Below are 25,830 nucleotides of genomic sequence, written 5' to 3'. Positions count from 1 at the left end.
GCTACTTCACCCATCAACCTGATACGACGAGAATGCCAGGTCAGCAGGCGTGGAATACTCAGCTCCTTGGGAGTGCCCGCAGAACCGAGGAGGGAGAAATCACCACGCGTTGAGTTTTCCGGTTCAGCATCCTCCCAACTACAGGTACTCCACGCAGAAAAATCATCAACACCAATTAGCTCACCCGCATCAACAGGCACAAGATTCAAGACCAATGTTTCATTCAGGTTCTTTCCTTTCAACCACACAAGTCCGAGTTGTCCGCACCACGATGGGCCGATGGGATAGCCTTTTCCTTTTTTCACCTTCTCATCACCGACAGCACCTGTTCTGGTCCCCGAAGGATCATAAGCCTGAGCATGTACCAACCAACGAGCAGCATCTGCTGGAGAAAGTCGAGCTACGGCAGGACCTTGTCGTGTCGAGAAAAGTCGTTTCTCTTCTTTCGGCACGCATGCAACAACCGCATCGAGCGGTTTTACCTCGTCTTTCTCCGTTCGCAGGTCCACAACCTGCATAAAGGGATACCGACCCCCAAAAAGAAAGAATCGGTCACGCCAGCGTTCCAGGTAGCTGACCATCACTGCGGCAGGCAATCCCTCATCAAATTGCTCAATCCACTCATCCTCATCAGCGGGAGCCGCCACACGATACGCGACTGCCAGAATCAATCGCTGAATCGCGATACTCTGCGTGGGTACCTCACACGCCAGATCGGTAATCTCGTTTGCTCTGCGCAGGAGTTCCAGCAGCCCGACTTCGATAACGCTTCCGTCGAGGAGGCGGGCTGGAATCCACGGCTCGTCGAGTAGGTTATATTCAGGACTCTTCATTGGCCCAAATCTCCATTCCTTTCTCGGTGGAATACGTGAGTGTGTGTCCGCACAGATCACGCGTCAAGCGTTCCCCGTCGGAGGTTTTGTACATCGCAAGGATCAGCTCTCCGGACAGAAGTGGATGTTCACAGCACTTCCACTTCCTCCTCACGACATCTTCCCAGATGGCACCTGCAACTGCCTTCACCGCCTCATCAAGGCTCTGCCCGCAAGTCCGAAAAGCCCGTGGGGGTAGGGAAATGCTCCACGAACATATATCCGCAATGCGTCCTCCCGCGTTGTATTCGCTGACGTGTAACGACTCATCATCTGTGGTTACCCCACTCAGAGGCGGCGCTACAGGGACATTACTCAAAACGGGATCTAGGGCGACAACGAGAATAGGAATCTGGTCTTCGCCGTCTCGCACCGCGGCTCGTGCTGCGGCAACTCCCGGCCCTCTTGCTTCCTCCCCTGTCGCTGCGTTTCCTTGGAACTTCTCCTCAAGCTTTGGAGCCTTCCACTTGGATACGCTCATCCCGCTGAGACACCACGTGCTCGCTCTCGTTCGCGATTGCGCTGTGTCCTGTTCTTCTTCCTTCAAAGCTGCCGCAAGGCTGCCCGCCCAATCTGCAGGTCCAACAGACTGCGCTGCACAGTATGACAACGCGGTCAGCTCCGCGTAATCTCTCGACTCGGAAACAACGACCTCTCCTCGATCAGCCAACAACCCGAGGGTGCGCAGGACAGAATGACGAGAGTAGACATAGTCGGTCCCCCTGGAATACGTCCAGGGCACCGCGAATCGATCCTCGACGATCACGAGGCACCGGGCGTCGCACAGGCCGCATGGACGTTCAGCTCTGTCATGTCTGTGAAGTCGCCCAATACGCTGCAGCACGAGGTCCATGGGCGCAGGGTCTGTGAGCATGAGGTCGAAGTCGACGTCGAGGCTTTGCTCGATCACCTGGGTTGCTACGACGACGTGTCTGAAGGGACGCTGCACGCTATCTTTCCCGAAAAGTTCGAGCATCCGGCGATCGCGGGCGGCACGTTCGGCGGCCAGGAAACGCGAGTGCAACAATGTCGACTGCTCACGACCAAAAACGGAGCTCACGGCCTCGTATGTTTCCTGTGCCTCGCGGACCGTATTGCGGATGACGACTGCGCATCCACCGTCGGCGAGCTCGCGGTCCAGAAGCTTCGCGATCTCCTGCGGCGAGCCGAGCGAGGTCGGGATGATCCGCTTGGGGACCTCGGCCTCGCCGGCAATTTCATGAACGCGCACGCCTGCGGCGGACACCGTCGAAATTGCCGGATAGCCGATCACGCCATCGACCGACTCAGCGCTCACACCCGACGAACCACGGCCTCGACGATAAGCGTTCAGGAGAGCGAGACGTCGTGCGGGCGGCAGGGTCGCTGACAGCAGCACAACGGGGATCCCGTACATACCAAGCCATGTGAGGGCGGCTTCCAGGTACGTCTCCATGTATTCGTCGGCGGCGTGCACCTCGTCGATGACGACGACCTTGCCCATGAGCCCGAGGTGACGCACCAGCACGTGACGCGACTTCAGGGCTGCGAGCAGCACCTGGTCGATTGTGCCGACCACAACCGGCGACAGGGTCGATCGCCAGCGCTGGCCCATCCACCGGCTCGCGTGAAGGCCGAGATCCTCCTCGTCGTCATGCACTTCGAGGGGGCTCTTACCGCGCTCAAGGAGCTTCGCGAAGGATTCGTTGAGGCTGTTTTTCCCGTGCGCAAGCTGGATGCCGAGCTTCTGAGGCTCATCGCCCAGGATGCTCGTCAGCCACGCCGCGACGCGCTCGAACATCGCGTTCGTCGTGGCCTGAGTGGGCAGCGCGACAAACACTCCCTGCAGCCCCCGAGCGCGCATCAGCACCTCTGCGGCCGCGAAGGCCAGCTCGGTCTTCCCGGACCCCGGCGGCGCCTCGACGATCATGAGATCCGGGTCCTCGCGCGTTGCGATCTCGACGGCGGCGCGCTGGGCCTCGGTCGGCCGGTACGAGGCCGGCCACCCGAAACGGTGACGGTAGAAGTCTGCGGCCTCACCGGTGTGAGTTCCAGGAATACGCAGAGGGGATGGGAAGGCCGCTCGCTTCCATGCGCGCCGGACACGATCGCGCTGCTGATCCGCGGTGAGCTCGGGGTACCCCTCGATCGACAGCTTTCCAGCCTCGTCGACCGGTCGAGGCCGAAGCGGGAAGTAATCCTCGTTGGAAGCGAGCCAGTCTGCGATCACGAGGGCCGAGGCGTAGGCGGAGGCCACCGCGATGGGCAGCTCGGGCAGGGCGGTGCCAGGCGCGACGAGCGGGAAACCACTACGAGCCGCCATCCATCGCAGAATTTCCGAGCGCGCCTGACCCCAACGGGGATCATCGCAGTCAGAACCTTCGGCGCTCTTGTAGCTACCACGCGCAACCTTGACCATGTTCGTACCCGGGTAGCGTCCGTGGTGGATTCCAACGAGAATTCCCCAATGATGGGCTCGCCTTTCGTTCCCACCCCCAGCTTTCACTTCCTCCTCCAGTGCAAACTGACTGACGAGGCCATGGGGGAGAGATGACCGCTTGGGGTAGTCATCTTTCCGCATAACTGGTATGCCTTGGTGCCGGATCAGCTGAGCCAGATCTTGGCGCTGGCATGCGAACTGGGGGCACACTTTGCCCACGTCATGCACCCCAGCAAGAAACACAAAAGAGGCACGTGCCTTTGATTGTTCTCCTCCCCAGACGGATGCCATCAGTCTTCGATGATGCTCACTTAAGTATTCGTCAAAGAGGTATCCAGCTATGTCTGCAGCGTCCATTAAGTGCTGCACAACGGACAACCATGTGGATTCGCCGTCTCCGCTTTTTGCCCAAAAGCATCTAGCCAAGTCTGTAAGCAGCGACGCATCAAGCTCAGGCTGGGCGGAAGGAAAGACCGGCGATGCTGCAACCGCACGAGTGCTGAAACCACTGCTATCCGCATCCTTACAGGCCATGATCTTCTCGTCCTTGAGTCATAACACTTATCTAGTGCTACGAGAGCACCGATAAGCCCAATTTCTATAAGATTGGTGAGCCCGGCAACCTCACATCGATTACCCTCAGCCCGAAGGCTGTTATGGCAACCGTAACACGCATAGAAACAGGCATCGGATAGTTTCAAGCGATAGAAGCGAAATTCCAAAATACAAGGAAAAGCGATCACAACAGGGAAAACACCCTCCTGATGCACTACACGGGATCATCCCCTACCGGGGAACACCGCGACCGCAGTCGCGTCGAGCGCTCGCAGGACCTCACAAACGTATCACCCCACCCACTTCCGCGCGCCACTGCGACACGAGGGGCGCGATCCTGAAACAATGGGGGCATGTCGAATGACCCGCGTGAAAACCTGCATGGCTCGGACAGCCAGGAGCTGGCCGACGTGACGGCCGACGCCGCCCGCACCGGCGCCGAGCGAGCCGCCTCGACCCCCGCCCACACCTCCGACGAGGCGCCCGCCCCGCGCAGCGCCCTCTCGTCGTTCGAGGAGATCCTCAGCGGCGCCACCCACGAGGCCGACGCCCCCACCACTGACGCCCCCGCAGAAACGCTCGCCGACGACGGCGCGCAGGACCTGCAGGAGACCCTCGTGTCCTCCGCCCCCCTCGTCACCACCGACGAGGCCGAGGCCGCCCCCGCCGCGCTCACGACCGACGCGGCGACAGCAGCGCAGACCACAGCCGAGACCGCCAGCGACATTGCGCCCGAGACCGCGACCCCGCAGGCCGCGCCGCAGCAGCCCGCCCAGGAGCTCACGCCCGCCAACAGCACCAACACCACGGGCAACACCGCGGCCAACACCGCGGCAACGAACGCCAACAACGTCGTCGCAGCCCCCGTGCACCTGCCGCCCGCTGAGCCGCGCCCCTGGTACCGCTCGCGCCGTTCCTTCTCCGCGAAGGGCCGCGGCGGCCGCGTCCAGGTCGCCGGCCTGGGCATCACCTACACGGACCACGTAACCGGCGCGGTCCTCCTCGCCGACATCGACCTGGGCTTCCGCGCCCGCTCGCTGAGCGCGATCCTGGACCCGACGGGCCGCCGTGCCCGCGCCCTCTTCCTGATCCTCGCGGGCCTCGAGGAGCCGCAGCTCGGCCGCATCGTCGCCGCGCCCTCGCGCTCGCTGGCCGCGCGCCTCGCGGGCCGCATCGGCTCGGTCGCGCTGATCCGCGCGGACTCCCCGCTCGACGAGTCCCTGACGATCCGCCAGAACATCCTCGCGCCCCTGTCCGCGACGGGCTCCGTCGCCGACTGGGACAACCTCGTGGGCGCCCTGCAGATCACGGGCCTCGCCCAGCGCGTCGACGTCCACCCCTCCGAGCTCTCCGAGTGGGAGCGCTTCAAGGCCCTCATTGCCCGCGCGATCGTGTCCGGCGCCGAGGTCTTCCTCGTCGAAGACCCCATCTCCCTGCCCCCGGCCGCCCGCACCGAACTCGAACCGCTCCTGCGTTCCCTGGCGAACGCGGGCTGCGCGGTCGTCATCGCCACCCCGTCCGTGGAGGTCGCCGCCGCCTCGGACCGCGCGATCCTGCTGACGAACGGCCGCGTCGCGCTCGACGCCCCCAACCCGTCCGCCGCGCTCATCGCCGCGTCCCTGGAGGCCACCCCCGAGGACCCGAAGGCCCTCCTCGGCCCGATCCCCTCGGCCCTGCCCGCTTCCTTCGACGAGGTCATCTCCCCCACCGGGTCCGCCTCGGCCCCCGCGTGGCACCCGCTCGGCACCGCCGACGAGGCCGGGGCGCAGACCTCGGACGCTCAGCAGGCCCCCGAACCCGAGGAAGCAGCCGAGGCCGCCCTCGACGCCGCGACCACCCGCGTGGAGGCAGCGCCCACCCGCGTGGAGGCAGCTCCCGCCCAAGCAACCCAGGCGACCGAGGTCCCCCAGGCCTCGCCCGAGCCCCGCACCGAGACCGCGATGCGCGGCATCCCCGTCGTCGAAGCCGAAGACCCGGCCCTGGCCGAGCCCGAGGTCTCCGACCTGGTCGTGCGCGCCCGCAAGATCCTCTCCGACCTGCCCGGCTCGATTGCCCCGCAGGAGTAACGTAACGGTCACTGCGAGCTGACCTCCTTCATGAGACACTAGGCGTATCACACGAGGCCTCGCCTCGTTCACCCGTACGCGCAGGAGCACCCATGACTCAGCCCACCCCCCAGCCCGGGCAGTACCCGCCGCCGCCCGCCGACACCGCACAGGCCACAGGCGAGGCCCGCCCCAGCATCGGCGCCCTCTTCGCGTCCGTGACCGGTCAGATCTCCGCGATCATCCGCGGCGAGATCGAGCTGAACAAGGCGAAGCTGCGCGCCTTCGCATCCAAGAGCGGCAAGGGCATCGCCCTCCTCCTGGTCGCCGCGGTCTTCGCCCTGTACCTGCTGGGATGGATCTTCCACACCATCGAGATCGCGCTCGCGCTCGTCGTCCCCGCGTGGGCGGCGTCGCTGATCGTCGTTGCGATCCTCCTGCTGATCGTCCTGATCCTCGCCCTGGTCGGATCCCGCTCCCTCAAGAGCGCGCAGGAGCACCGCCCGGATCCGGCCGCGTCGGTCGCCGCCACCAAGGAAGCCATCGAGAAGGGACTGGGCAAGTGAGCACCAACCTCGATACTCGTAACGTGACCGTCGGCGAGGCCGCCCCCGCCGAGCCGCGCACGGAGGCCCAGATCGCGGCCGACCTCGAGCGTCAGCGCGCCGAACTGGCCGCCACGATCGACCAGCTGTACGCGCGCGTCCAGCCCGCGGCCCTCGCCCAGGAGGCGAAGGAAGAGGCCAGCGCCCGCTTCGCGTCCTTCAAGCAGTCCGCGTCGCTGACCCTGCAGGACGCCGCCGGCGGTAACGCCGAGGCCATCAAGAAGGTCGGCGTCGTCGCCCTGTCCGCGGTCGGCGCCATCGGCGTGATCGTCCTGCTGGCGACCCGCTCGTCGCGTCGTTCCCGTCGCGAGGCCCGCCGCGCTGCCCGCGAGGCCGCCGCGCAGACGCTTCAGGCCGTCAAGTCCGACGTGACCGAGGCCCTGTAAGCACCAACTGACGCGAACTGGCGTAACTCCGGCCACACTGGCCGAGGGTTGCGCCGGTTCTGTTTCCCCAGTTTCGTGGGCTTCCGCGCCCATCGCACCGCTCCGCTGAGCGCGCAAAACGCAATCCAAGGTGAGGTCAAGGCCCGTCATTAGCTATGATGGTCCCACGAAACATTTTGAACACCCAGGGAACCGCTTCACGCGGACCCGAACGACGCGGAGGGGGTCGACGCCATGGGGCGCGGCCGTCAAAAGGCTAAGCAGATGAAAGTCGCTCGGAAGCTGAAGTATTTCAGCCCCGACACCGACCTAAACGCACTTCAGCGCGAGCTGGCGGATGAGGACTCGTACCTGGCACACGTGCCGGCGGACGAGCCCGAAGAGGACAATGCAATCGACGACGACCTCTACTCGAAATACGCCGACTTCGCCGAGATGCCCGCGGAAGAGGACGACATCGATCCGGAGCAGCTCGATGAGTCCTTCTGGACGGGTGGTTCCTCCACTAAGTAACGGCTCAGCCACACGGCGGACCGAGAACCGGTCCGCCGCTTTGGCGTACCCGCGGCACTATTTCTGACGCGCGCACACGTGATTATCCGAGGCGCGTTTTATGCCCATACTCGATAAGGTGTGCACCACTTAGGGAGCATTACACCACTTAGGGAGCATTACACCGCCTGGGAAGTGGTGTAATACCCAGCTAAATGGTGTAACACCACTTAGGAACAAGCCAGAACGCGGCTTCCGTACCGAGTGCGGGATGCCGGGGTGACGGAGGCCTCTCGACAGCCCCCTCCAGAACCCAGCAAATTACACGCCCACACAGGACAAAGCCAGGCACACATGCATCTGTATGCGCGCACACGACAAGGGGCCGAGGCCCGCAGGCCTCGACCCCTCACGCGCACTCAGAGCAGGCGCGCCGCTCAGCGCCGCTCAGCTCAGGCCACGCAACGCTCAGCCGACGCGGTACTCGCCGTGCAGCAGCACGGCGCCCGCCTGGACGCCCTTCGTGCCGGAGATGAGGCGCACGCCGGAGGAGTCCGCGCTCAGGTCGGCGACCGGGCCAAACCCACTGACCACACCGTCGGCGCCGGCCGACGTGACGGAGCCCAGGACCCACGCGGCCACCCCGGCCTCGTTGATCGCGGACAGGACCTCGGAGGCCACGGACGCGGAGACGACGGCGACCATGCCGACGCCCAGGTTCAGGGAGTCCTCCATGCCGACCCAGGTGACGTCGCCGCCGCGGCGCACCCAGTCGAACACGGCGGGGATGGTCCACGTGGAGCGGTCGACGGTCGCGATGGCGCCCTGGGGCAGGACGCGCGACAGGTTCGCGGCCAGGCCGCCGCCGGTGACGTGCGAGTAGGCGTGAATCCCCTCGACGCCGAAGCGCTCGACCAGGTCCAGGCACAGGCGCGTGTACAGGCGGGTGGGCTCGAGGAGCTCCTCGCCGAGGGTACGGCCGAACTCGGCGACGTGGGACTCCAGCGAGGCGCCGACGCGGGAGACGACGGAGCGCACCAGCGAGTAGCCGTTGGAGTGCAGGCCCGAAGATGCCATGGCGATGACGACGTCGCCGTCGGCCACGCGCTCGGGGCCCAGCAGCTTGGAGGCGTCCACGACGCCGGTCGCGGCGCCCGCGATGTCGTAGTCGTCGGGTTCCATGACGCCCGGGTGCTCGGCGGTCTCGCCGCCGATGAGGGGCGTGCCCGTGGCCTCGCAGGCGCGCGCGATGCCGGTGACGATGGAGGCGATGCGCTCGGGGACCACGTGCCCGCAGGCGATGTAGTCGGTCATGAGGACCGGGCGCGCGCCGATCACAACGATGTCGTCGACGACCATACCGACCAGGTCCTGGCCGATCGTGTCGTGCACGTCCATGGCCTGCGCGATCGCGATCTTCGTGCCCACGCCGTCCGTGGAGGTCGCGAGCAGCGGCTTCTCCATGCCCAGCAGCGCCGACGCGTCGACCATGCCGGCGAATCCGCCGGTCGCGCCCAGGACGGTGGAGTCGTGGGTGGCGGCGACGGCGCTCTTCATCAGTTCGACGGCGCGGTCGCCCGCAGCGGTGTCGACGCCAGCGGTCGCATAGTCCAGGGGGGTGTCGGTCATGGGTGGTGCCTTTCGCGGATGGCGCTCGACGAGGCCGTGTCTGGGTGGTCGGGTTGAGAGCAACGCCCGCGGCGCCGGGTGGCGTCGCGGGCGTGGAGGTTAGCAGGGGGTGGCGTCGGGGGTTCCGGGCACGGGGGTCCCGGCGGGGATCGTCTCGGGGTATTCGCCGGTGAAGCAGCCGATGCACAGGGACGTGCCCTGTCCGGTGGCACCAACCATGCCGTCGATCGACAGGTAGGCCAGCGAGTCGGCGCCGATGGATTCACGCACCTGTTCGACGCTCATGGACGAGGCGATGAGCTCGGCGCGCGTCGGGAAATCGATACCGAAGAAGCACGGCCACAGCACCGGCGGGGAGGAGATGCGGATGTGCACCTCGGCGGCCCCGGCCTCGCGCAGCATCTTGACGAGCGCGCGCTGCGTGTTACCGCGCACGATCGAGTCGTCGATGACGACCAGGCGCTTGCCTTCGATGACCTCGCGCAGGGGGTTGAGCTTGAGGCGGATGCCCAGCTGGCGCAGCGACTGCGTGGGCTGGATGAACGTGCGGCCCACGTACGCGTTCTTCACGAGGCCCTGGGCGAAGGGAATCCCGGACTCCTGCGCGTAGCCGATCGCGGCGGGCGTGCCCGAGTCGGGCGTGGGGATCACCAGGTCCGCCTCGATGGGGTTTTCGCGCGCGAGGGCGGCGCCCATTTCGTGGCGCGCGGCCACGATCCGGCGCCCGCCGATCGTCGTGTCAGGGCGGGCCAGGTACACGTACTCGAAGACGCAGGTGTTGGAGCGGCGCACGGCGAAGCGGCGGGAGTGCACGCCCGACGCGTCAATCGAGATGAGCTCGCCGGGCTCGACCTCGCGGACGAAGGTCGCGCCACACAGGTCCAGGGCGGCGGTCTCGGAGGCGACGACCCAGCCGGAGGCCAGGCGGCCCAGCACGAGCGGGCGGTAGCCGTGCGGGTCGCGCGCGGCGTACAGCGTGTTCTCGTCCATGAAGACCAGGGAGAACGCGCCCTTGATGCGCGGCAGGACCTTCAGGGCGGCGCCGACGAGGGGCGCGGGCTCAAGGTCGTCAGCAATCGACGAGGCCGGGGCGACCTCGTCCGCACCCGCATGCCCGGGCGTCACGGACGGGGACGCAATGAAGGGGGTCGGCCCCGGGATGCGGTCGGCCATGCCCAGCAGCGCGGTCACGAGGGAGGTGTCGGTGGAGGCGCCACGTTCGAAGTCCTCGCCGTCGTCGGCGATCTCGACGGCCAGCTCGCGCAGCTCGACCGTGTTGGTGAGGTTGCCGTTGTGGGCCAGGGCGAGCGTGCCCGTGGGGGTGGGGCCCAGCGTCGGCTGGGCGTTGCGCCACACGTCCGCGCCGGTCGTCGCATAGCGGACGTGGCCCAGAGCGATGTGGCCGCGCAGGCCCTGCAGGGACTGCTCCGAGAACACCTGCGAGACGAGGCCCTGATCCTTATACACGAGGATCTGTTTGCCATTCGACGTCGCAATACCGGCGCTCTGTTGGCCGCGGTGTTGCAAGGCGTAGAGGGAGAAGTAGGTCAGGCGGGAAACGTCCTCGCCCGGGGCCCATACTCCGAAGACCCCGCAGTGATCGTGCGGGTGGTCGTCTCCGAAGAGTTCCTGGTCGGACAGTGTCATGTCTGGCTGCGAGACGGGAAGCACGCTCTCACTCTCCCACACTTTTTGCGCGACCGTGGCATATATCCACGTTGTGGCGAGCACACGCAGGCTCACCAACCCGACGCACAGCGCGTAATTGCGCACGCTTTGCGGGGCAGAATCGGTCTCTCCTGGGTCGAGATGACACAATGGAGTGCAGCAATCTTGAGGAGGAAACGTGGCCAATCCGACGCTGAGCGCCATCATGTGGGGACTCGCCCTGCTCGTGAGCGCCCTGGCCATCCTGTCGTTCGCGCGAGGCCTGACACACATGTGGCGCACGGTCTCGGCGGGCACGCCCGACCCGGGACGCCTGAGCCCCGTCGGCAAGCGAGCGTGGGGCGTCATCTCCGCGGCCCTCACCCACCGCGAGTTCAAGGGGCGCCCCTGGATCAAGGCCGCCCACTGGCTGGTCATGGTCTCCTTCCCGATCCTCTTCTTCACCCTGGTCACGGGCTACGCGCAGCTGCGCGTCCAGACCTTCACGCTGCCCCTCCTCGGCCACTTCGCGCCGTGGGAGTGGCTCACCGAGGTCTTCGCGTGGGGCGGCCTGGCGGGCATCATTCTCCTCATGATCGTGCGCCAGCGCGCCGGGCGCGGCACGGCCGCCGAGGCGGCCCTCTCCAACGACGATCCCGACGGCGCTGCCGCTGCGGCCGACCCGGAAGGCACCCCTCCCTCGTCCCAGGCCACGCCCCACCCGCGCGACTCCTCCCCGCGCGGCCTGGCCTCCCGTTTCCTGGGTTCGACCCGCTGGCAGGCGCTCTTCGTCGAGTGGGTTATCCTCATCGTGTGCGCGTGCGTCGTGGCCCTGCGCGGCCTCGAATACGCGCTGTTCAGCGTGACGCCGGGCCTCGAGGCCCACGCGACCGCCCTGCACTTCCCGCTCACCGCCTGGCTCGGCGCGCTCTTCGCGGCCGCCGCTTCCTCCTCGGCCGCCTCCCTGACAAACGCGATCGTGCTGGTCAGCGCCGTCAAGGTCATCACCTCCATGACCTGGCTGACGGTCGTGGGCATCCAGACGGGCATGGGCGTCGCGTGGCACCGCTTCGTCGCGATCCTCAACCTGTACACGCGTCGCAACGCGGACGGCACGAAGTCCCTGGGACCGGCCGACCACATGCTCATTGACGGAAAGCCCGTGACTAGCGAGGACGACTTCGACGACGTCCCCGAAGACACGGTCCTCGGCGTGGGAACGATCGACGACTTCTCGTGGAAGGCCCGCCTGGACCTGTACTCGTGCACCGAGTGCGGCCGCTGCCAGGAGCTGTGCCCCGCGTGGAACACGCAGAAGCCCCTCTCCCCCAAGCTGCTCATCATGGGCCTGCGCGACCACATGGAGTCCGCCTCCAACGTGCAGATCGTCGAGCAGGAGGAGGGCCACCAGAAGCTGGGCGACGGCGAGGTCCTCCTCGACAAGGGCGTGCCGGCCTCGCCGCACTCCTTCGACCTGGTCTCCGCCCTGTCCCTGTCGGGCGCGACCGGCCCCGAGGGCGTCTCCGCGGTCACCGCTCCCCTGGTCCCCGAGGTCGTCTCCGAAGAAGTCCTGTGGGATTGCACGAACTGCGGCGCCTGCGTCGAGCAGTGCCCCGTCGACATCGAGCACATCGACCACATCCTCGACCTGCGCCGCCACCAGGTCCTCATGGAGGGCGCGTTCCCCCGCGAGCTGGGCCGCGCGTTCCGCGGCATGGAATCCAAGGCGAACCCCTACAACCAGCCCGCCCGCAAGCGCATGGAGTGGGCGAAGAAGCTGGACTTCGACATCCCCGTCGTCGGCGAGGACATCGAGGATGCCTCCGAGGTTGACTACCTGTTCTGGGTGGGCTGCGCGGGCGCCTACGACGACACGGCGAAGAAGACCAGCGCCGCCGTCGCCGAGCTGCTGCACACCGCGGGCGTGTCCTTCGCGGTCCTCGGCTCGGGTGAGTCCTGCACGGGCGACCCGGCACGCCGCGCCGGCAACGAGGCGCTTTTCCAGATGCTGGCCGCCCAGGCCATCGACACACTCACGGAAGCCAAGCCCCAGAAGATCGTCGTCTCCTGCGCGCACTGCTTCAACACGATCGCCGGCGAGTACCCGGAGCTGGGCGGCTCCTTCGACGTCGTCCACCACACGCAGCTCCTCAACCGCCTGGTGCGCGACGGCCTGCTCACGCCGGTGGCCCCCACTTCCGCTGCATCTACGGGTGCGGACTCCACGGACGAGGCCGGGGCGCAGCCCGCGGACAGCGCTCTCTCGGTCGGCGCACCCCTGAAGGTCACCTACCACGACGCGTGCTTCCTGGGACGCCACAACCGCGTCTACGAGCCGCCGCGCGAGCTCGTGGGCTCCCTGCCGAACGTGGAGCTCGTCGAGATGCCGCGCAACCGCGACCGCGCGATGTGCTGCGGCGCGGGCGGCGCGCACGCCTGGTTCGAGGAGACGCGCGGGACCCGTATCGCGGATGCCCGCATCGTCGAGGCAGCCTCCACGGGCGCGGACGTCGTCGCGACGGCCTGCCCCTTCTGCTCCCAGATGCTCGGCTCCGCCTCGGGCACGTCCGCCGGCTTCGTCTCGGCCGACGCCGACCAGGGCGGCGCGAACACCAACGCCGCCACGGCCTCGCCAGGTGGAAAGCTCCCCGAGGTGCGCGACGTGGCCGTCATGCTGCTCGAGTCCGTCAAGCGCGGGCAGTAGCGCACGCGCACGGCGCGCACCCCACGGCGTGCGCCACACGCACATCCCCACAAACAAAAGGGTGGCCCCGCAGGAACACCTGCGGGGCCACACTGCGTCTCGATGAAATCAGTCCTCGACGCCAACGATGACGTTGGAGGCCTTGATGACGGCGACGGCCTTGGAGCCGACGGTCAGGCCGAGCTCCTCGATGGCGGCGTTCGTGATCGACGAAGAGATGACCAGGCCGGGGGCGACCTCGATCTTGACGATGCCGTTCACGGCGCCCTGAGAGACCTCAACGACGGTGCCGGGGAGCTGGTTGCGTGCAGAGAGCTTCATGGTGTGCCCTTTCGTTCATTCGGGTATGCAGACACAGACACACTACCGGGCGATGCACGCGCCGTCTACGGCTGGCCTATTTCCCGTCCTCCGGGGAGATTTCCTCGAGGCCGACGAGGAAGCCGTCCTCGTCGATGACGTTGCCACCCACGAGGGTCGCGATCATTCCGGCGGCCTTCTCCACGTCCTGGGTCGAGCGAAGGCGCTCCAGGCGCGCGGTGCGGCTCATCGCGCCCGCACCGGGCGTCGGCGCGGAGGTGGGCAGCCAGCGGACCTGATATTCGATGATGGCTCCGGCCGTCCACGGCTCCCAGCGCAGGACGCGCGGCGGCGTGGGGACCGCGTGGACCTCGATCATCATGTCCGAGCGGTGACCGATCGGGCTCATGAGAGCGTAACCATCGACGACCTGCGGCTTGTCGCGCTGGGCCTCGAGCTCCTCGCGGGCCTTGGCGATCTTGGAGGCGATATCCTTGCGCACCGGACCCAGTTCGGCCTTCAGCTTTTCGATCTGCTCGACCTGCGCGGGGCTGAGCGGGGCGGGCTTGGGGGCCTCGGGCGTGATGTCGCGCGCGTCCTTCATCTGCTCGAATCCGGCGCGCTCGCGCATCGCGGAGAGCAGGTCCTCGGGGTTGATCCAGCGCGGCGAGTACACCGTCAGGTTCACGGCCGAGTCGGCGTCGGGGACCATGACGTAGCCGCTGCCCGCGATGCGCAGGCCACCGGCGAGTCGTCGGGCCATGCGGCGCAGCGCCTCGAGCACGCGATACTCCAGGCCCGTGGGCACACCGTCGGGGAACGCCTTGTCCCACTCGCCCATGACGCCGTTGCTCTGCTGGCGGGCGGGCGCCTGCGGACAGCGCAGGACCCACGCGTTAGACAGCGAGGCCGGGGTGCCCAGCGCCGCGCGCGTCGGCTGGTCGAGGGTCCACGGGCCCTCCAGCTCGGCGTCGGAGGAGAGGCGCAGGCGTCCCGGGGCGATCCATCCGGCCTCGTCCCACATGGAGATCGCAAGGGCCTCGAGCTCGGCGGGATCGACCGCGTCGGAAACGAGGAAGAGGTGGTGGCTGCGCGCGTCCTCGAGGTCGATGACGCCCGCGGGTTCGTCCAGCTCGATGGCGGCGGCAATCGGGATGGCGGCCTCGGCGCTCGTCACCTCGCCGTCGGCGTCGATCTGAAAGGCCGCGTCCGTCGAAGTCATCGTCGTCAGGCCGACGTTCGTCTGGGTGAGCGGATTGTCCGTCGCGCTCAACGGCGTCGGATCGGCGAAAGAATGGGGGGCGGCGGCCATGCGTTCCTTGAGGGAACGCCTCACCGGCGAGGCCTGGGGGGCCTCGTCCCTATTGGTGACCTGCTCGCGCGGGGTCATGCCCGGCAGAGCGACGCCCTGAATGACGCCCGTGCGAGTCTGGCTGGGAGCCACCGGGGGAATGCCGACCTCGGCCTCGTGTCCGACGCTTCGCTGCGGCGCGACCTGCACCTGAGGCACGCCCATCACGGGCGTCGGCTCGGGCGGCTCCGGCGCAGGGGGAGCCTGCAGATCGGAGGGTTCCGGCGGGGGCGGTGCCTCCAGGTCAGCCGGCTCGGGAGCGGGAGGCTCCGGCAGGTCGGCGGGATCCGGTGCTGGCGGATAGCTCAGCTCGCGGGCCGCACGCTCAGCGCGCTCGGCGCGCATGCGTTCAAGCCGGGACGGCGGCGGGGGAGGAATGGCCGACATAGAGTGTCACCGTTCGATGCGCGTGCATGTGAAGCGCTCGTGGGTGCGCGAGGGCGTCGGGCCGCGCTGACCCTGATAGTGAGAGCCCAGCCCCTGAGAGCCGTAGGGGTGCTCAGCCGGGGAGGACAGGTCGAAGAAGCACAGCTGCCCGATCTTCATGCCGGGGTAGAGCAGGATCGGCATCGTCGCCGTGTTCGACAGCTCGAGGGTCACGTGGCCGGAGAAACCCGGGTCGATGAAGCCGGCGGTCGAGTGGGTGAGCAGGCCGAGGCGTCCCAGCGACGACTTGCCTTCCAGGCGCGCAGCGATGTCGTCGCCCAGGGTCACGAGCTCGTATGTGGCGCCCAGGACGAACTCGCCGGGGTGCAGCACGAAAGGCTGGTCGGGGCCCACATCCACCAGGTGGGTGAGGTCCGATTGGTCCGCCGCAGGGTCGATCACCGGGTAGCGGTGGTTATCGAAAAGACGGAACAGGCGATCCAGGCGCACGTCAATGCTGGCCGGCTGAACCAAGTCGCGGTCCAGCGGGTCGAGCTGGATACGCCCGGAGTCCAGGGAGGCTTTGATGTCGCGGTCACTGAGCAGCATGACTCGATTGTCGCATACTCAGCGCCGCGACAACAGCCTCAGCGGGTCACTGCAGGGGCTGTCCCTGCGCGTCGTAGCCGTACGAGCCGGAACGCATGAGGATCATGATGAGCTCGATGAGGACCCACACGGCGGTGACGGGCGCACCGATGACGATGATCGTCAGAATCAGCTGAATGATGGCTCGGTTGGTGTAGCCCAGGTAGAAGTTGTGGACACCGAAGCCGCCGAAGAAGAGGCCAAGGAGCAGGGCAACGATCCACTGCTTGGGCGGGCCGGCGACGACCGGCTGGCCGTACGCGGGCTGAGAGTAACCGGGCTGGCCGTAGGCCTGCTGGCCCGCCGCGTAGGCGGCCTGCTCGAAGCCGGGCTGCGTGAAGCCGGGCTGTGCACCGTAGGGCGCCTGGTTCGCGGCGGCATCGGGGCCGGGCTGGGCGGAAGCCGCATCGTAGGCCGTACCGTACGTGGTCGAGCCGGGGGTCGCCGTGGCCTCATCGAAAGAGGGGGCCGAGGCCTGGGGGAAGCTCGGCGCCTCGGGCACGGGCACCTCGGCGGCGGGTTCAAAGGTAGGAACCTCGGGCGCGGGCACCTCGGCGGCGGGTTCAAAGGTGGGAACCTCGGGCGTGGGGATCTCAGCGGCAGGTTCAAAGGTGGGAACCTCGGGCGCGGGGATCTCTGCGGCAGCCTCGACGGCGGGAGCGTCGGGAATCGAGAAATCGGCCGAGGGAGCCTCGGGGACGGTAACCTTCGCAGGATCCTCAGGGTTGAAGGGGGTGGCCTGCGGGTCGGGCGTCGTCATGGGTGAGCCTTTCGATTGTCGTGGGGGCCGCGAACGGCCGTACTGACACAGCCTAGCGTGCACAGGCTCAGGCGCGGAAGCTGCGTCCACCCCGAATCTCCCCTGATTGCCCCCGGATACCCGCCACACCATCGGAACAAAAACGCGGGGCCCGGCATAAAGCCGAGCCCCGCGCGTGACGTTGTTAGCGCGCGCTTAATGCGCACACAGGCACAACTCAGACGGTGGGAACGCCGTTGGCGTCCTTCTCGTAGATCCACTTGCCCATGAAGGTCATGACGGCCATGGCGATCAGAGCGGCCCACCACACGAAGTTGAGCAGGCTGATGATGGTCGAGAGGAAGCCGAGGTCCAGGAAGCCCAGCACCGCGAAGGCGAGGGAGATGACGATCTTGTAGATGCCGTACTGGGTGTAGCCGAGGTAGAAGTCACCGATGCCGAAGCCACCGAGGAACAGGTTGAGGAGGCCGGCGACCATGCGGGACTTGCCCTGCGCGGGGGCGTTGTAGCCGGGCTGCTGAGGAGCGGACATGTTGTCTCCTATGTGTTGATGGAACCCCACGGGGGTGTTTTTCAAAAACATGGTCAGACTAGCGGACCCTTCCGATTTTGTACAACCTTCCCCCGATATTATGCAGCAGCTCACAGCTTAATTCCTTTCGTTCGTCACGATAAAGCTTTGTTCCATAGACTGACTAGGTGTTCATAAATCCAACGGCGGAGGCCACACAAGCACTCCACTGCGACCTGCCTCAGTGGTTCACGACGCACAAACGCGACCTACCAATGCGCACAGCCGATGTCTCTGACTGGGGAACCCTCGTCTTTGAGATCATGAGCCAGCAGACACCCATCGCACGCGTCCAACCGATCTGGCTCGAATGGATGGAACGCTGGCCCACTCCCGCTGACCTCGCGGCCGCATCATCGGCAGACATCATTGTTGCCTGGGCAAACCTGGGATATCCGTCACGCGCCCTGCGCCTCAAGTCCTGCGCCGCGACGATCGTCGAAAAGCACGACGGCGAGGTTCCCCTCACCATGAAGGAACTGACTCTGCTGCCGGGCGTCGGCACCTACACCGCCAGCGCACTGCTCGCGTTCCGCCACGGAATCCGCGTGCCGGTCTTGGACACAAACGTGCGTCGCGTGCTGGTCAGATTTCTGGACGGACGAGAGTTCCCTCCCCACTCAACCCCTTCAAAAGCAGAAAATACCCGCGCCGAGCAACTTCTTCCAGAAAATGGGCACTCAGCAGCCGAGGTGAGTTTGTCGCTCATGGAATTCGGGGCTCTGGTCTGCACCCAGCTGAGCCCATCGTGCGACGAGTGCACGATCCGCGACAACTGCGCATGGGCCGCCGTCGGCTACCCCAAGGACGAGAAGCGCCCCACGCCCCAGCCCTACGCGGGCACCGACCGCCAGGCGCGTGGCCGCATCATGAAAGCCCTGCGCACCGCACACTTCGAGGGCAAGGAAGGCCTCACCAAACGCCGCGTGCTCGACGTCGCCCGCATCGACGGCGGGGATCGCTACCAGCCCACCCGCGTCTACCGCGCCCTCATCAAAGAAGGCATGATCGTCTACGACCAGGACACGAATCGGGTCACCCTCCCCCGATGACCCATAGGCAGGGACGAGGCCAGGGACCCTTCACCCAAGGGCCGCGGCCCCGGGAGGCACCCACGGCCTCGTCAATGAATCAGTAGCGGATCGCGTCGATCGGCTTGATGCGCACGGCCGCGAGCGCCGGGATGATGCCACACAGGGCGCCGATGCTCGTGGAGATGGCAACGCCCGCGATGGCGGCCCCGGCGGGAAATGCCGGGGTGTCACTGAGCGTGACGCCCAGCGCCTCGAGGGGCAGGAAGCGCACGACGACGACCGCGATGCCCACGCCGATGACGCCGGCGACGAAGGTCGCGACGACGGACTCCATGAAGACGGCGAAGAAGACGCGTGCCGCGGAGGCGCCGACGGCTCGGCGGATGCCGATCTCGCGCACGCGCTGGCGCACGGTCACGATCGCGACGTTCAGCAGGCCCAGGGCGCCCAGGAACACGATGATGCCACCGATGACCATGATGACGTTGGAGATGGTACCCAGCTGCTCCTCCCCGATGTCCTCGTGTTCGCCGCCGGAGACGGAGACCTTCCAGCCCTCGCCGAGGATCGAGGCCAGGGCGCGCGGCAGGGTCTCGCGGGCCTGGTCGGCGTTCTCGGTGCCCACCCAGGCGATCATGGCCGGGGAGGTCATCTGCGGGAAGGAGACGCGCGCCGCGTCGTAATGCGCGAACACGGTGGGCATGTCGAAGGAGCTCTTCGACTTGGTGACGCCGACGACGCGCATCGCGACACCGTCGCTCGTATGCAGGACGATCGGAACCTGGTCGATGGGGGCGCGCCCCAGCTGATCCCAGAGAGTCTGCGAAATGACGACAGGAATCAGGCGCTGGTCGGCATCGCTGCTCTCGACCCAGCGTCCCGCGAGCATGCGGGTGCGGTAGATGACCGCATAGGAGGGGTCCACGCCCTGGAACGCGACGCCGTCAACCATGTCGCCGATCTTCGTCAGGGGATAGCCGCGGAATTGTCCACTGGCCCTGGCCTGGCGGGTTTCGACGATGTCGCCGCCCCCGCTGGAAAAGCGCGACCAGTAGCGGATGTCCGTGCGTTCGGCCAGGGTGCCCATGGCCTCGCCGATGGTGTCCTTTTCGTCGGGTCGCTTCGCCGTCTGCGCGCCGGTGGCCGCGGCGGGATCGGACGCATCCTGATAGGGGCCGCCGGCCGCCGGTCCTTGCGAGGCGTTCGAGGAGCTTTCGGGGGTCAGGCGCAGGGTGACGGAGCGCCCCTCGTAGAGCTCCGCCAATTCACGCGAGGACTGCAGGAGCAGGTCGCCGAGCGCGATGACGATCGTCATGGCGGCCACAGCCGCGACCACGCCCACGAGGGAGAGGACGACTCGCGCCTTCTGGACCTTGACCTCGCCCCAGGCCTCGATGAGCGCACCCAGGATCTGACTAACGGCGTTCACTGCTCACCCTCCTCCGACATCGCGGGGGCCGAGGCCTGCTCGGCTTCCGGGTCTCCCTCGGCGGGCGGGAGCGGAGGTTCAGCCACAGCGGGTTCTGTGCCCACCTGCTCGGCCCCGGCCTCGTCGCTACCGTGCCCGGCCTCCGCGCGGTGCGCGAGAGCGGAAGGATCCTCGACCTCGTGCAGCGTGCCGTCGTAGAGTTCGTAGGCGCGCTGCGCCCGCGCTGCCACGGCCATGTCGTGCGTGATGACGATGAGCGCGGCGTTGGACTCGCGGGCGACCTCCTCAAGGAGGGCCATGACGACGCGGCCCGTATCCGGGTCGAGGGCGCCCGTCGGCTCGTCGGCGAGGATGACGCGCGGGCGGCGCACGAGGGCGCGCGCGATCGCGATGCGCTGCTGCTCGCCGCCGCTCATCTCGCCCGGGTAGGAGTCCGCGCGCTCGCCCAGGCCCACGCGCTCGAGCATGTCGACGGCGATCGAGCGCCTGCGCAGCAGCTGCGGGCCGGGGGCGTACAGGAGGGGAACCTCGACGTTTTCGGCAGCCGTGCGCGCCGAGAAGATGTTGAACTGCTGGAACACAAAGCCGAAATCTTCCCCGCGCATGCGCGCGCGGCGCCCCTCGCCCAGGCGCGTCGTATCCACACCGTCCAGCTCGTACGTGCCCGACGTGGGGGTATCCAGCAGGCCGATAATGTTGAGCATCGTGGACTTGCCGGTGCCCGAGCGGCCCACGATCGAAACGTGCTCGCCCTGCGCGACGTCCAGGTTGACGCCGCGCAGAATGTGCAAGTCGTCCCCGTCAGGCAGGGTCACCGTGCGGGTCACATCCCGCAGGCACACGAGACTCATTGCGTGCCCGCCGCGCCGCCCGGGCCCCCGGCCATGCCGGAGTCCATGCCGCCGTAGGGGCCGGTCTGGCCATCCTGGTTGTCCTTGTTCGAGGTCGGGGTGAACTCGAGGATCTCCTCGCCCTCCGTTAGGCCCTCCTTGACCTCGACCATTTTTCCGTCCGTGATGCCCAGGGTCACCGCACGCTTTTCAGGCTTGGAGGGGTCGGAGGTCGGCAGGTAGACGGTGCCCGACTGGTAGCGACCCTCGACAGCGGAGATCGGCACCGCGAGGACGCCCGTCGCCGAGCCCGCCGTCATTTCGAGGGTGACCTGGAGGCCGGCGAACACCGTCTGGTCGGAGGGGATCGCGCAGCGCGCCTTCAGGTCCGTCGAGGACGAGGCCCCGTTATCGGACCCGGTGTTCGATTTCGGGTCCTGCGCCTTGCCGGTCGGGCTCACCAGCTTGACGCCCGAGCACTCGAAGGGCGCGGGGCCGTTCTTAATGGTGACGGTCGCCGTCGAAGGAGCGTCCTGGAGGCGGTACATCTGGTCCGCGCTCAGGGCTGCGACCGCGGAGAAGGTCGCGGGCGCGACGGTCGCGACCGTGTCGCCAATTGCGAACTGCTGGCCGACCAGCACACCCGTCGAGACCGTGCCATCGCCGGGGGACACGACGGTCTCGTACTTGTAGGTCGGCTCGGAGGTCTCGACGCTCACGTTGCCTTCCTCGTCGGTGACCTGGCGGGTCTCACCGGGGATCTCCTTGCGGATCTGGACGATGGCGTCGCCCTTGGCAATCTTGTCGCCGTCGTTGACGAAGGTGCGCACGACGTTGCCGTCCAGGGTCGCGCGGGCCACGACCGGATCGTCGGCTTGGATCGTCCCCGTCACACTCACGGTGTTCGTGATGTCGGCGCGGCCCACCTCGATCGTCATCTGCCCGAAGTTACCGCCCGGGTCCATGTCGTCACTGCTCTGATCCTCCTGAGCGGCGGGGAAGAACGCAAACTTCACCAAGGCCACGGCGATAACTACCCAGGCAAGAACCTTGACAATGTCGAGCACCTGGGCGGTGCGGGTCTTGTGTGCCACGTGCGTCTCCTTCGATGAACGGCGTCGCCCAATTGTAAGGTGCGCCTCATTCACGCAGCAACGCCATCCCCGACCTTTCAGGGTTTTCTCAGGGACTGTCCCGCCGGGTGGGCCTCGCACGCCCTCGCCCCTACGATGGGTTCTGAACCGACGAAAGGCAGCCATGATCCGCCGCGCTACCCCCGCAGACGCAGAGGCGCTCTCCTCCCTGTCGCGTACCTGCTTCACGCAGACTTTCGGCCACCTCTACGATCCCACTGACCTGGCGGTCTTCCTCGACGAGGCTTACACGCCCGATGTCCTGCGCGCCGAGCTCGCAGATCCGGACCGGGCGACGTGGCTCCTCTTCGAGGACGCGACTGACGAGGCCCTGATCGGCTACGCGACCGCATGCCCCGCGAACCTCCCCCACCCCGACGTCGCACCCGGCGACGGGGAACTCCAGCGCCTCTACATCCTGCAGGGACACCAGGGCGGTGGCCGCGGCACGCTCCTACTCAACACGGCGCTCGAGTGGCTCGAGCGCGACGGCCCGCGCACCCTGTGGATCGGCGTGTGGAGCGAAAACTACGGGGCGCAGCGCTTCTACGCGCGCCACGGCTTTGAGATCGTCGGCGAGTATTCCTTCATGGTGGGCGACCACGCCGACCGTGAGCTCATCACCCGCCGCCTCCCGCGAGCGCTCGACGCGTAAGCCGCGCACGCGGTACACGCGGCGCGTCAGTTCCGCAGGCATACGCGCCGACACTGGCAGACGAGAGGGCCCCGAGGCGTGATGCCTCGGGGCCCTCTCAGTTAGTTGCGCGTCTTCACTTCTGCTCGGACTCGGCAATCTTCTTGCGCACGTCATCCATGTCCAGGTTCTGGATCTGGGAGATCAGGTCCTCCAGGGCGGACAGCGGCAGGGCGCCGGACTGACGGAACACTGCAATGCCATCGCGGAAGGCCATCAGGGTCGGGATCGAGGTAATCTGCGCGGCCATCGCCAGCTGCTGCTGATCGTCAGTGTCGATCTTGCCGAACACAATGTCCGGGTGCTTCTCGGAGGCCTCTTCGAAGATGGGGCCGAACTGACGGCACGGGCCGCACCAGGTCGCCCAGAAATCCACCAGGACGATGCCGTCGGCGGACACGGTCTGCTCGAAGTTCTCCTGCGTAAGGGTAACGGTAGCCATGATTCTCCTCTTGTCGCCGGCTTATCCGACGGTCGTTGGGGCGGGCCCGTGGGGACTCGCATGAATTGTCTTACTCAACGGGCTTGGTGCGCCCTCTATTCCCCCGAAGGGAGAGCAGAGGCGGTGACGTGACGCACATTCTCCTCCGTTGCGCCCAGTCCCCTCAGAATAAAGGTCTCCACCAGCGCGAGTGCCAACTCCCGATGCTCCGGATCCTTAGGGAGGCGCTGGCCCTGCAGGGTCGCGTGGATCAGGTGAACCGCACCGAGGGTATTCTGCTCGGCGATCTGCCCGCATTCCATGGCCTCGTCAAGAATGCCGATGAGGACCTCACCCACGAGACCCGCATGATCATGCAGATGCGAGGCACCCTGCCCGGACATCTGGCGACGCAGGCCCATGCCGGCCTTCACGTGGTAGCGGCCGATCATCTGCAGGTGGGAGCGAATGTAGATGCGCAGACGTATGAGGGGATCCGGCTCGGCTTCAAGACGCTGTTTCAGGACACGCGCAAACTCACTGGTCACCTCGCGCATGTAGGCGAGCAGCAACACCTCTTTGTCCGCGAAGTGGTTGTAAACCGCCGTGCGCCCAACACCCGCACGTTCAGCGATCTGACTCATGGTGATCGACTCGAAGGACTGCTCCCCCATCAGCGACCCCAGCGCCTCAAAGAGGCGCGCACGAGTCAGCTCGCGGTGAGAGGCGAGGGACTCCCCAATAATCTTCGGCATGCGCTTATTCTGACACCTCGCCCCTATGTGTCGTCAAATGGGACGAGTGTGCGGGATGAACTGCATGTTCACGCAACAACACCGGTCCCGACGCTCACGGGCGCCCATTGCCAGGGCCCCGAGCGCACCGCCGGACTGTCAGCGAGCGCAGCGGGCGACCACGGCCTCGACAATCGGCACGTCAGCGACGATCCACGGCAGCACGGCGAGGTCCGCGAGGGACACCCACCTGGCCTCGAGATGCGACGCACCCACGCGCGGCGCGGGCGAGCCGGCCGCAACCTCGGCGAGCCACACTCCCATGACGCGCCCGCCCAAGATCGGCCACCACTGGCCATCCTCGGGACACACGCGCTCACCGATGATGACACGGGCACCGAGCTCCTCGGCAATCTCGCGCGTCAGGGCGGCTGTTGGGTCCTCGCCATCCTCGACCTTGCCGCCGGGCAGCTCAAACTGGCCGCGCAGCTCTTCCGGGTAGGCACGTGAGCAGGCGAGCAGCATCGTGGGCTCGCTCAGCGAATCAACGATCGCGGCCGCCACCACGGGACGAGGCATGGGAACTCCAATCGGTTGGGCGAGCCCAGTGTATCGGGCGCGCGGGCGCGGGAGGATGCTACGGCCGGGCGACACCGCCACCCACGTACTCCCCACGCCTCCACCGTGATCCGTCACCACACCCTCCGCCCAGCACTCCCACACCCTGCCCAGCCAACGCCGGTTGCGCTGTTATCCAGCGTGACGATATGATCGACGGGTCGATTCCTTCGGGACGATGAATTGCGGGCGTAGTTCATCGGTAGAATGGAAGCTTCCCAAGCTTCAGAGGCGGGTTCGATTCCCGTCGCCCGCTCCATTTTGGCTCCGGATTTGATAAGTCCGGAGTCTTTTCGTTTGCGGGGGTCTGACCAATGTTGGTCGGCAGTGTCATGGGGTGTAAGCGATTTGTGCGGTAGTGGCGCAGGTGGCCAGGCCAGTGCGTGCGCGACCCTGATCGAACGCACCACCGGCTAGCAAGGACGTTCAGGAACGTATAGTGTCGGACAAATTGTTCTCCCGCTTGGAGGTGTCACGATGGGTTCCCGGTTAGGTGTTTTGCTTAAGACTTACTCTGGTTGGGAGATCTACTACAACCACTCGGCGGCCCAAACGGTCGGACTGGACATTGCGATCGACGGTATGGAAGCCACCTACGAGCGTGTGCGTCGTATGTCTCCGATGGGTGTTGATGATCCGCATGCTTGGAAGGGGGCGACGTGGATTGAGGGCACACTTCTGATCGACGAGACCAGGAAACTGGTGGTGTGGGCAGAGGAGAGTGAGGCACTCTACATGCCTCGACTTATCAACTACCTCGTTGAGCACACCTGGCCTGGGTGGACGGCCGCCTGGTCAGCCGAAGGAACCCGTGGAACTCTTCGAGCTGCGGGCGTCGATCCGGCCACCATCTTCACACACCGTTCTGATCGTTTGCCGTGTGATCGCGCGCCCGGTCTAGAGCCATGGGATGAGTGGCACGGAGTTGATCCCATCACCGTGCGCATGACAGACGGTACCTTGGTCACCTGGCGCGCCTACGGCTTCCTGGACGATCTTACTGGATGCGGTCCTGAGAATTTCCTGGCTTTGGCTCGCGAGGTCGCCTCCCGGCTACCGGATGAATCGGATGCGTGGGAGCAGACCACGGATGACGATGTTCCGACCACCGGGATATTCGTGGACTACCAAGCACGCTCGTTGCGTTGGTGGTCGCTCCAGGACAGGGACATGCACCTGGAGGATTTCGATGCGCTGTGGCCGGGATGGACACTAACCAGCAGTTCGGACGACTACTCCTGGCACCAAGAACTCACCGGGCAGGTATTCCGTACCTGGGCTGACGATGTCAACGAATGTCGCTCCTGGATCGAGAGAGCTATTGAAGAAGGTACACGAGCCAACCCGCTAGCAAGCTTGGCTAACGCCCTGTCAGGTCAGGGTCATGAGATCAGTCCGTACGCGTCCGCTCTGGAGTTCGTTCCCTCCAAACGTCACGCCGCGATGGAAACCTTCGACCGGCTCCTCAATGTCGTTCGAGACGCGCCGTTGAAGCCCGCGCGATTTATCGACCGACACGGAACTATCACACCCCCGTTCGAGGAGGGAGAGGCCGGATTCTAGGGTTGGTTGCAAGACGGGTTATGT

The 25,830-nt window shown here is 66.3% G+C and carries 23 protein-coding genes and 1 tRNA gene; 9 read left to right on the top strand and 15 right to left on the bottom strand.

Features of this window, described 5'->3' with window-relative positions; translation table 11 throughout:
• Both casA and HMPREF1137_RS08245 read right to left on the bottom strand, forming a co-directional pair.
• Nucleotides 1-833: type I-E CRISPR-associated protein Cse1/CasA (gene casA / locus HMPREF1137_RS10130; RefSeq protein WP_081493534.1), on the bottom strand; the 833-nt coding region annotated here is incomplete at its 3' end.
• On the bottom strand, nt 820-3,717 hold the full coding sequence (locus HMPREF1137_RS08245; RefSeq protein ID WP_034497475.1) for a CRISPR-associated helicase/endonuclease Cas3: 2,898 nt from the start codon (nt 3,715-3,717) through the stop codon (nt 820-822). The genes HMPREF1137_RS08245 and casA, both read right to left, overlap by 14 nt.
• Nucleotides 3,718-4,199: 482 nt before the next feature.
• Between HMPREF1137_RS08245 and HMPREF1137_RS08240 the strand changes: the two genes are divergently transcribed.
• The 4 genes from HMPREF1137_RS08240 to HMPREF1137_RS08225 all read left to right on the top strand — a co-directional run bounded on the left by HMPREF1137_RS08240 (nt 4,200) and on the right by HMPREF1137_RS08225 (nt 7,395).
• On the top strand, nt 4,200-5,912 hold the full coding sequence (locus HMPREF1137_RS08240) for an ATP-binding cassette domain-containing protein (protein ID WP_009054234.1): 1,713 nt from the start codon (nt 4,200-4,202) through the stop codon (nt 5,910-5,912).
• Between the two features lie 92 nt (nt 5,913-6,004).
• Nucleotides 6,005-6,457: a phage holin family protein gene (locus HMPREF1137_RS08235; protein ID WP_009054207.1), complete on the top strand. Its 453-nt coding sequence runs from the start codon at nt 6,005-6,007 to the stop codon at nt 6,455-6,457.
• A complete protein-coding gene (locus HMPREF1137_RS08230) occupies nt 6,454-6,882 on the top strand; it encodes a DUF3618 domain-containing protein (RefSeq protein WP_009054201.1) in 429 nt (142 codons plus the stop codon). Before HMPREF1137_RS08235 ends, HMPREF1137_RS08230 begins: the two co-directional genes overlap by 4 nt.
• 234 nt (nt 6,883-7,116) lie before the next feature.
• Nucleotides 7,117-7,395, top strand: coding sequence for a DUF3073 domain-containing protein (locus HMPREF1137_RS08225; protein ID WP_034497466.1), 279 nt, complete (start codon nt 7,117-7,119; stop codon nt 7,393-7,395).
• A gap of 447 nt (nt 7,396-7,842) precedes the next feature.
• On the opposite strand, the gene purM is transcribed toward HMPREF1137_RS08225, so the two are convergent.
• Together purM and purF are read right to left on the bottom strand one after the other, a co-directional pair.
• Nucleotides 7,843-9,003: a phosphoribosylformylglycinamidine cyclo-ligase gene (purM, locus tag HMPREF1137_RS08220; protein ID WP_009054197.1), complete on the bottom strand. Its 1,161-nt coding sequence runs from the start codon at nt 9,001-9,003 to the stop codon at nt 7,843-7,845.
• A gap of 99 nt (nt 9,004-9,102) precedes the next feature.
• Nucleotides 9,103-10,674 carry an amidophosphoribosyltransferase gene (gene purF / locus HMPREF1137_RS08215; RefSeq protein WP_009054203.1) on the bottom strand — a complete coding sequence of 524 codons (1,572 nt, stop codon included), beginning with the start codon at nt 10,672-10,674 and terminating at the stop codon, nt 9,103-9,105.
• Between the two features lie 175 nt (nt 10,675-10,849).
• Here purF and HMPREF1137_RS08210 point away from each other — a divergent pair, with 175 nt between their 5' ends.
• Entirely contained in the window at nt 10,850-13,354 is a 2,505-nt protein-coding gene (locus HMPREF1137_RS08210; RefSeq protein WP_009054195.1) for a (Fe-S)-binding protein, read from the top strand.
• Nucleotides 13,355-13,462: 108 nt separating this feature from the next.
• Here the strand turns inward: HMPREF1137_RS08210 and HMPREF1137_RS08205 are convergent, their stop codons facing one another.
• The 5 genes from HMPREF1137_RS08205 to HMPREF1137_RS08185 form a co-directional block, all read right to left on the bottom strand.
• Nucleotides 13,463-13,675 carry a TOBE domain-containing protein gene (locus HMPREF1137_RS08205; protein WP_004565611.1) on the bottom strand — a complete coding sequence of 71 codons (213 nt, stop codon included), beginning with the start codon at nt 13,673-13,675 and terminating at the stop codon, nt 13,463-13,465.
• A gap of 76 nt (nt 13,676-13,751) precedes the next feature.
• On the bottom strand, nt 13,752-15,350 hold the full coding sequence (locus HMPREF1137_RS08200; RefSeq protein ID WP_009054227.1) for a hypothetical protein: 1,599 nt from the start codon (nt 15,348-15,350) through the stop codon (nt 13,752-13,754).
• A gap of 48 nt (nt 15,351-15,398) precedes the next feature.
• Entirely contained in the window at nt 15,399-15,980 is a 582-nt protein-coding gene (dcd, locus tag HMPREF1137_RS08195) for a dCTP deaminase (RefSeq protein ID WP_009054237.1), read from the bottom strand.
• 46 nt (nt 15,981-16,026) lie between these two features.
• The gene (locus HMPREF1137_RS08190) at nt 16,027-16,779 is read right to left on the bottom strand and encodes a TM2 domain-containing protein (protein WP_009054232.1); all 753 of its coding nucleotides are present in this window, start codon (nt 16,777-16,779) and stop codon (nt 16,027-16,029) included.
• Between the two features lie 217 nt (nt 16,780-16,996).
• Nucleotides 16,997-17,311 (bottom strand): NINE protein, encoded by a 315-nt coding sequence (locus HMPREF1137_RS08185; protein ID WP_009054209.1) that lies wholly within the window; start codon nt 17,309-17,311, stop codon nt 16,997-16,999.
• Between the two features lie 254 nt (nt 17,312-17,565).
• On the opposite strand from HMPREF1137_RS08185, the gene HMPREF1137_RS08180 reads away from it, so the two are divergent.
• Nucleotides 17,566-18,402 carry an HhH-GPD family protein gene (locus HMPREF1137_RS08180; protein WP_009054211.1) on the top strand — a complete coding sequence of 279 codons (837 nt, stop codon included), beginning with the start codon at nt 17,566-17,568 and terminating at the stop codon, nt 18,400-18,402.
• A 79-nt stretch (nt 18,403-18,481) separates the two neighbouring features.
• Here HMPREF1137_RS08180 and HMPREF1137_RS08175 read toward each other — a convergent pair whose 3' ends face one another.
• Genes HMPREF1137_RS08175 through HMPREF1137_RS08165 form a run of 3 tightly spaced genes read right to left on the bottom strand, consistent with a single transcriptional unit; the run spans nt 18,482 to nt 21,737 of the window.
• Nucleotides 18,482-19,813 carry an ABC transporter permease gene (locus HMPREF1137_RS08175; protein ID WP_009054235.1) on the bottom strand — a complete coding sequence of 444 codons (1,332 nt, stop codon included), beginning with the start codon at nt 19,811-19,813 and terminating at the stop codon, nt 18,482-18,484.
• The gene (locus tag HMPREF1137_RS08170; RefSeq protein ID WP_050980964.1) at nt 19,810-20,664 is read right to left on the bottom strand and encodes an ABC transporter ATP-binding protein; all 855 of its coding nucleotides are present in this window, start codon (nt 20,662-20,664) and stop codon (nt 19,810-19,812) included. Before HMPREF1137_RS08170 ends, HMPREF1137_RS08175 begins: the two co-directional genes overlap by 4 nt.
• Nucleotides 20,661-21,737 (bottom strand): efflux RND transporter periplasmic adaptor subunit, encoded by a 1,077-nt coding sequence (locus tag HMPREF1137_RS08165; protein ID WP_009054225.1) that lies wholly within the window; start codon nt 21,735-21,737, stop codon nt 20,661-20,663. The genes HMPREF1137_RS08170 and HMPREF1137_RS08165 overlap by 4 nt, the downstream gene beginning before the upstream one ends.
• A gap of 163 nt (nt 21,738-21,900) precedes the next feature.
• On the opposite strand from HMPREF1137_RS08165, the gene HMPREF1137_RS08160 reads away from it, so the two are divergent.
• Nucleotides 21,901-22,431 (top strand): GNAT family N-acetyltransferase, encoded by a 531-nt coding sequence (locus HMPREF1137_RS08160; RefSeq protein ID WP_009054236.1) that lies wholly within the window; start codon nt 21,901-21,903, stop codon nt 22,429-22,431.
• 115 nt (nt 22,432-22,546) lie between these two features.
• On the opposite strand, the gene trxA is transcribed toward HMPREF1137_RS08160, so the two are convergent.
• From trxA to HMPREF1137_RS08145, 3 genes are all read right to left on the bottom strand, one after another.
• Entirely contained in the window at nt 22,547-22,912 is a 366-nt protein-coding gene (gene trxA, locus HMPREF1137_RS08155) for a thioredoxin (protein WP_009054205.1), read from the bottom strand.
• 95 nt (nt 22,913-23,007) lie between these two features.
• Complete coding sequence (locus HMPREF1137_RS08150; protein WP_009054199.1) at nt 23,008-23,646, bottom strand: TetR/AcrR family transcriptional regulator; 639 nt, start codon at nt 23,644-23,646, stop codon at nt 23,008-23,010.
• Nucleotides 23,647-23,784: 138 nt separating this feature from the next.
• On the bottom strand, nt 23,785-24,204 hold the full coding sequence (locus HMPREF1137_RS08145; RefSeq protein WP_009054213.1) for a (deoxy)nucleoside triphosphate pyrophosphohydrolase: 420 nt from the start codon (nt 24,202-24,204) through the stop codon (nt 23,785-23,787).
• Nucleotides 24,205-24,428: 224 nt separating this feature from the next.
• Here HMPREF1137_RS08145 and HMPREF1137_RS08140 point away from each other — a divergent pair.
• A tRNA-Gly gene (locus HMPREF1137_RS08140) sits at nt 24,429-24,502 on the top strand.
• Nucleotides 24,503-24,720: 218 nt separating this feature from the next.
• A complete protein-coding gene (locus HMPREF1137_RS08135) occupies nt 24,721-25,806 on the top strand; it encodes a hypothetical protein (RefSeq protein ID WP_009054231.1) in 1,086 nt (361 codons plus the stop codon).
• Nucleotides 25,807-25,830 lie beyond the last annotated feature (24 nt).

Origin of the sequence: Actinomyces sp. ICM39 (assembly GCF_000282935.1) — a bacterium.
Taxonomy (GTDB): domain Bacteria; phylum Actinomycetota; class Actinomycetes; order Actinomycetales; family Actinomycetaceae; genus Pauljensenia; species Pauljensenia odontolytica_B.
This window is presented reverse-complemented; position numbering and strand designations above follow the sequence as displayed.

Coding starts and splice junctions, on each gene's coding strand:
- HMPREF1137_RS08240 (WP_009054234.1), top strand. CDS start 4,200: ATGTCGAATGACCCGCGTGAAAACCTGCATGGCTCGGACAGCCAGGAG.
- HMPREF1137_RS08235 (WP_009054207.1), top strand. CDS start 6,005: ATGACTCAGCCCACCCCCCAGCCCGGGCAGTACCCGCCGCCGCCCGCC.
- HMPREF1137_RS08225 (WP_034497466.1), top strand. CDS start 7,117: ATGGGGCGCGGCCGTCAAAAGGCTAAGCAGATGAAAGTCGCTCGGAAG.
- purM (WP_009054197.1), bottom strand. CDS start 9,003: ATGACCGACACCCCCCTGGACTATGCGACCGCTGGCGTCGACACCGCT.
- HMPREF1137_RS08205 (WP_004565611.1), bottom strand. CDS start 13,675: ATGAAGCTCTCTGCACGCAACCAGCTCCCCGGCACCGTCGTTGAGGTC.
- HMPREF1137_RS08200 (WP_009054227.1), bottom strand. CDS start 15,350: ATGCGCGCCGAGCGCGCTGAGCGTGCGGCCCGCGAGCTGAGCTATCCG.
- dcd (WP_009054237.1), bottom strand. CDS start 15,980: ATGCTGCTCAGTGACCGCGACATCAAAGCCTCCCTGGACTCCGGGCGT.
- HMPREF1137_RS08190 (WP_009054232.1), bottom strand. CDS start 16,779: ATGACGACGCCCGACCCGCAGGCCACCCCCTTCAACCCTGAGGATCCT.
- HMPREF1137_RS08185 (WP_009054209.1), bottom strand. CDS start 17,311: ATGTCCGCTCCTCAGCAGCCCGGCTACAACGCCCCCGCGCAGGGCAAG.
- HMPREF1137_RS08180 (WP_009054211.1), top strand. CDS start 17,566: ATGCGCACAGCCGATGTCTCTGACTGGGGAACCCTCGTCTTTGAGATC.
- HMPREF1137_RS08170 (WP_050980964.1), bottom strand. CDS start 20,664: ATGAGTCTCGTGTGCCTGCGGGATGTGACCCGCACGGTGACCCTGCCT.
- HMPREF1137_RS08160 (WP_009054236.1), top strand. CDS start 21,901: ATGATCCGCCGCGCTACCCCCGCAGACGCAGAGGCGCTCTCCTCCCTG.
- trxA (WP_009054205.1), bottom strand. CDS start 22,912: ATGGCTACCGTTACCCTTACGCAGGAGAACTTCGAGCAGACCGTGTCC.
- HMPREF1137_RS08150 (WP_009054199.1), bottom strand. CDS start 23,646: ATGCCGAAGATTATTGGGGAGTCCCTCGCCTCTCACCGCGAGCTGACT.
- HMPREF1137_RS08145 (WP_009054213.1), bottom strand. CDS start 24,204: ATGCCTCGTCCCGTGGTGGCGGCCGCGATCGTTGATTCGCTGAGCGAG.
- HMPREF1137_RS08135 (WP_009054231.1), top strand. CDS start 24,721: ATGGGTTCCCGGTTAGGTGTTTTGCTTAAGACTTACTCTGGTTGGGAG.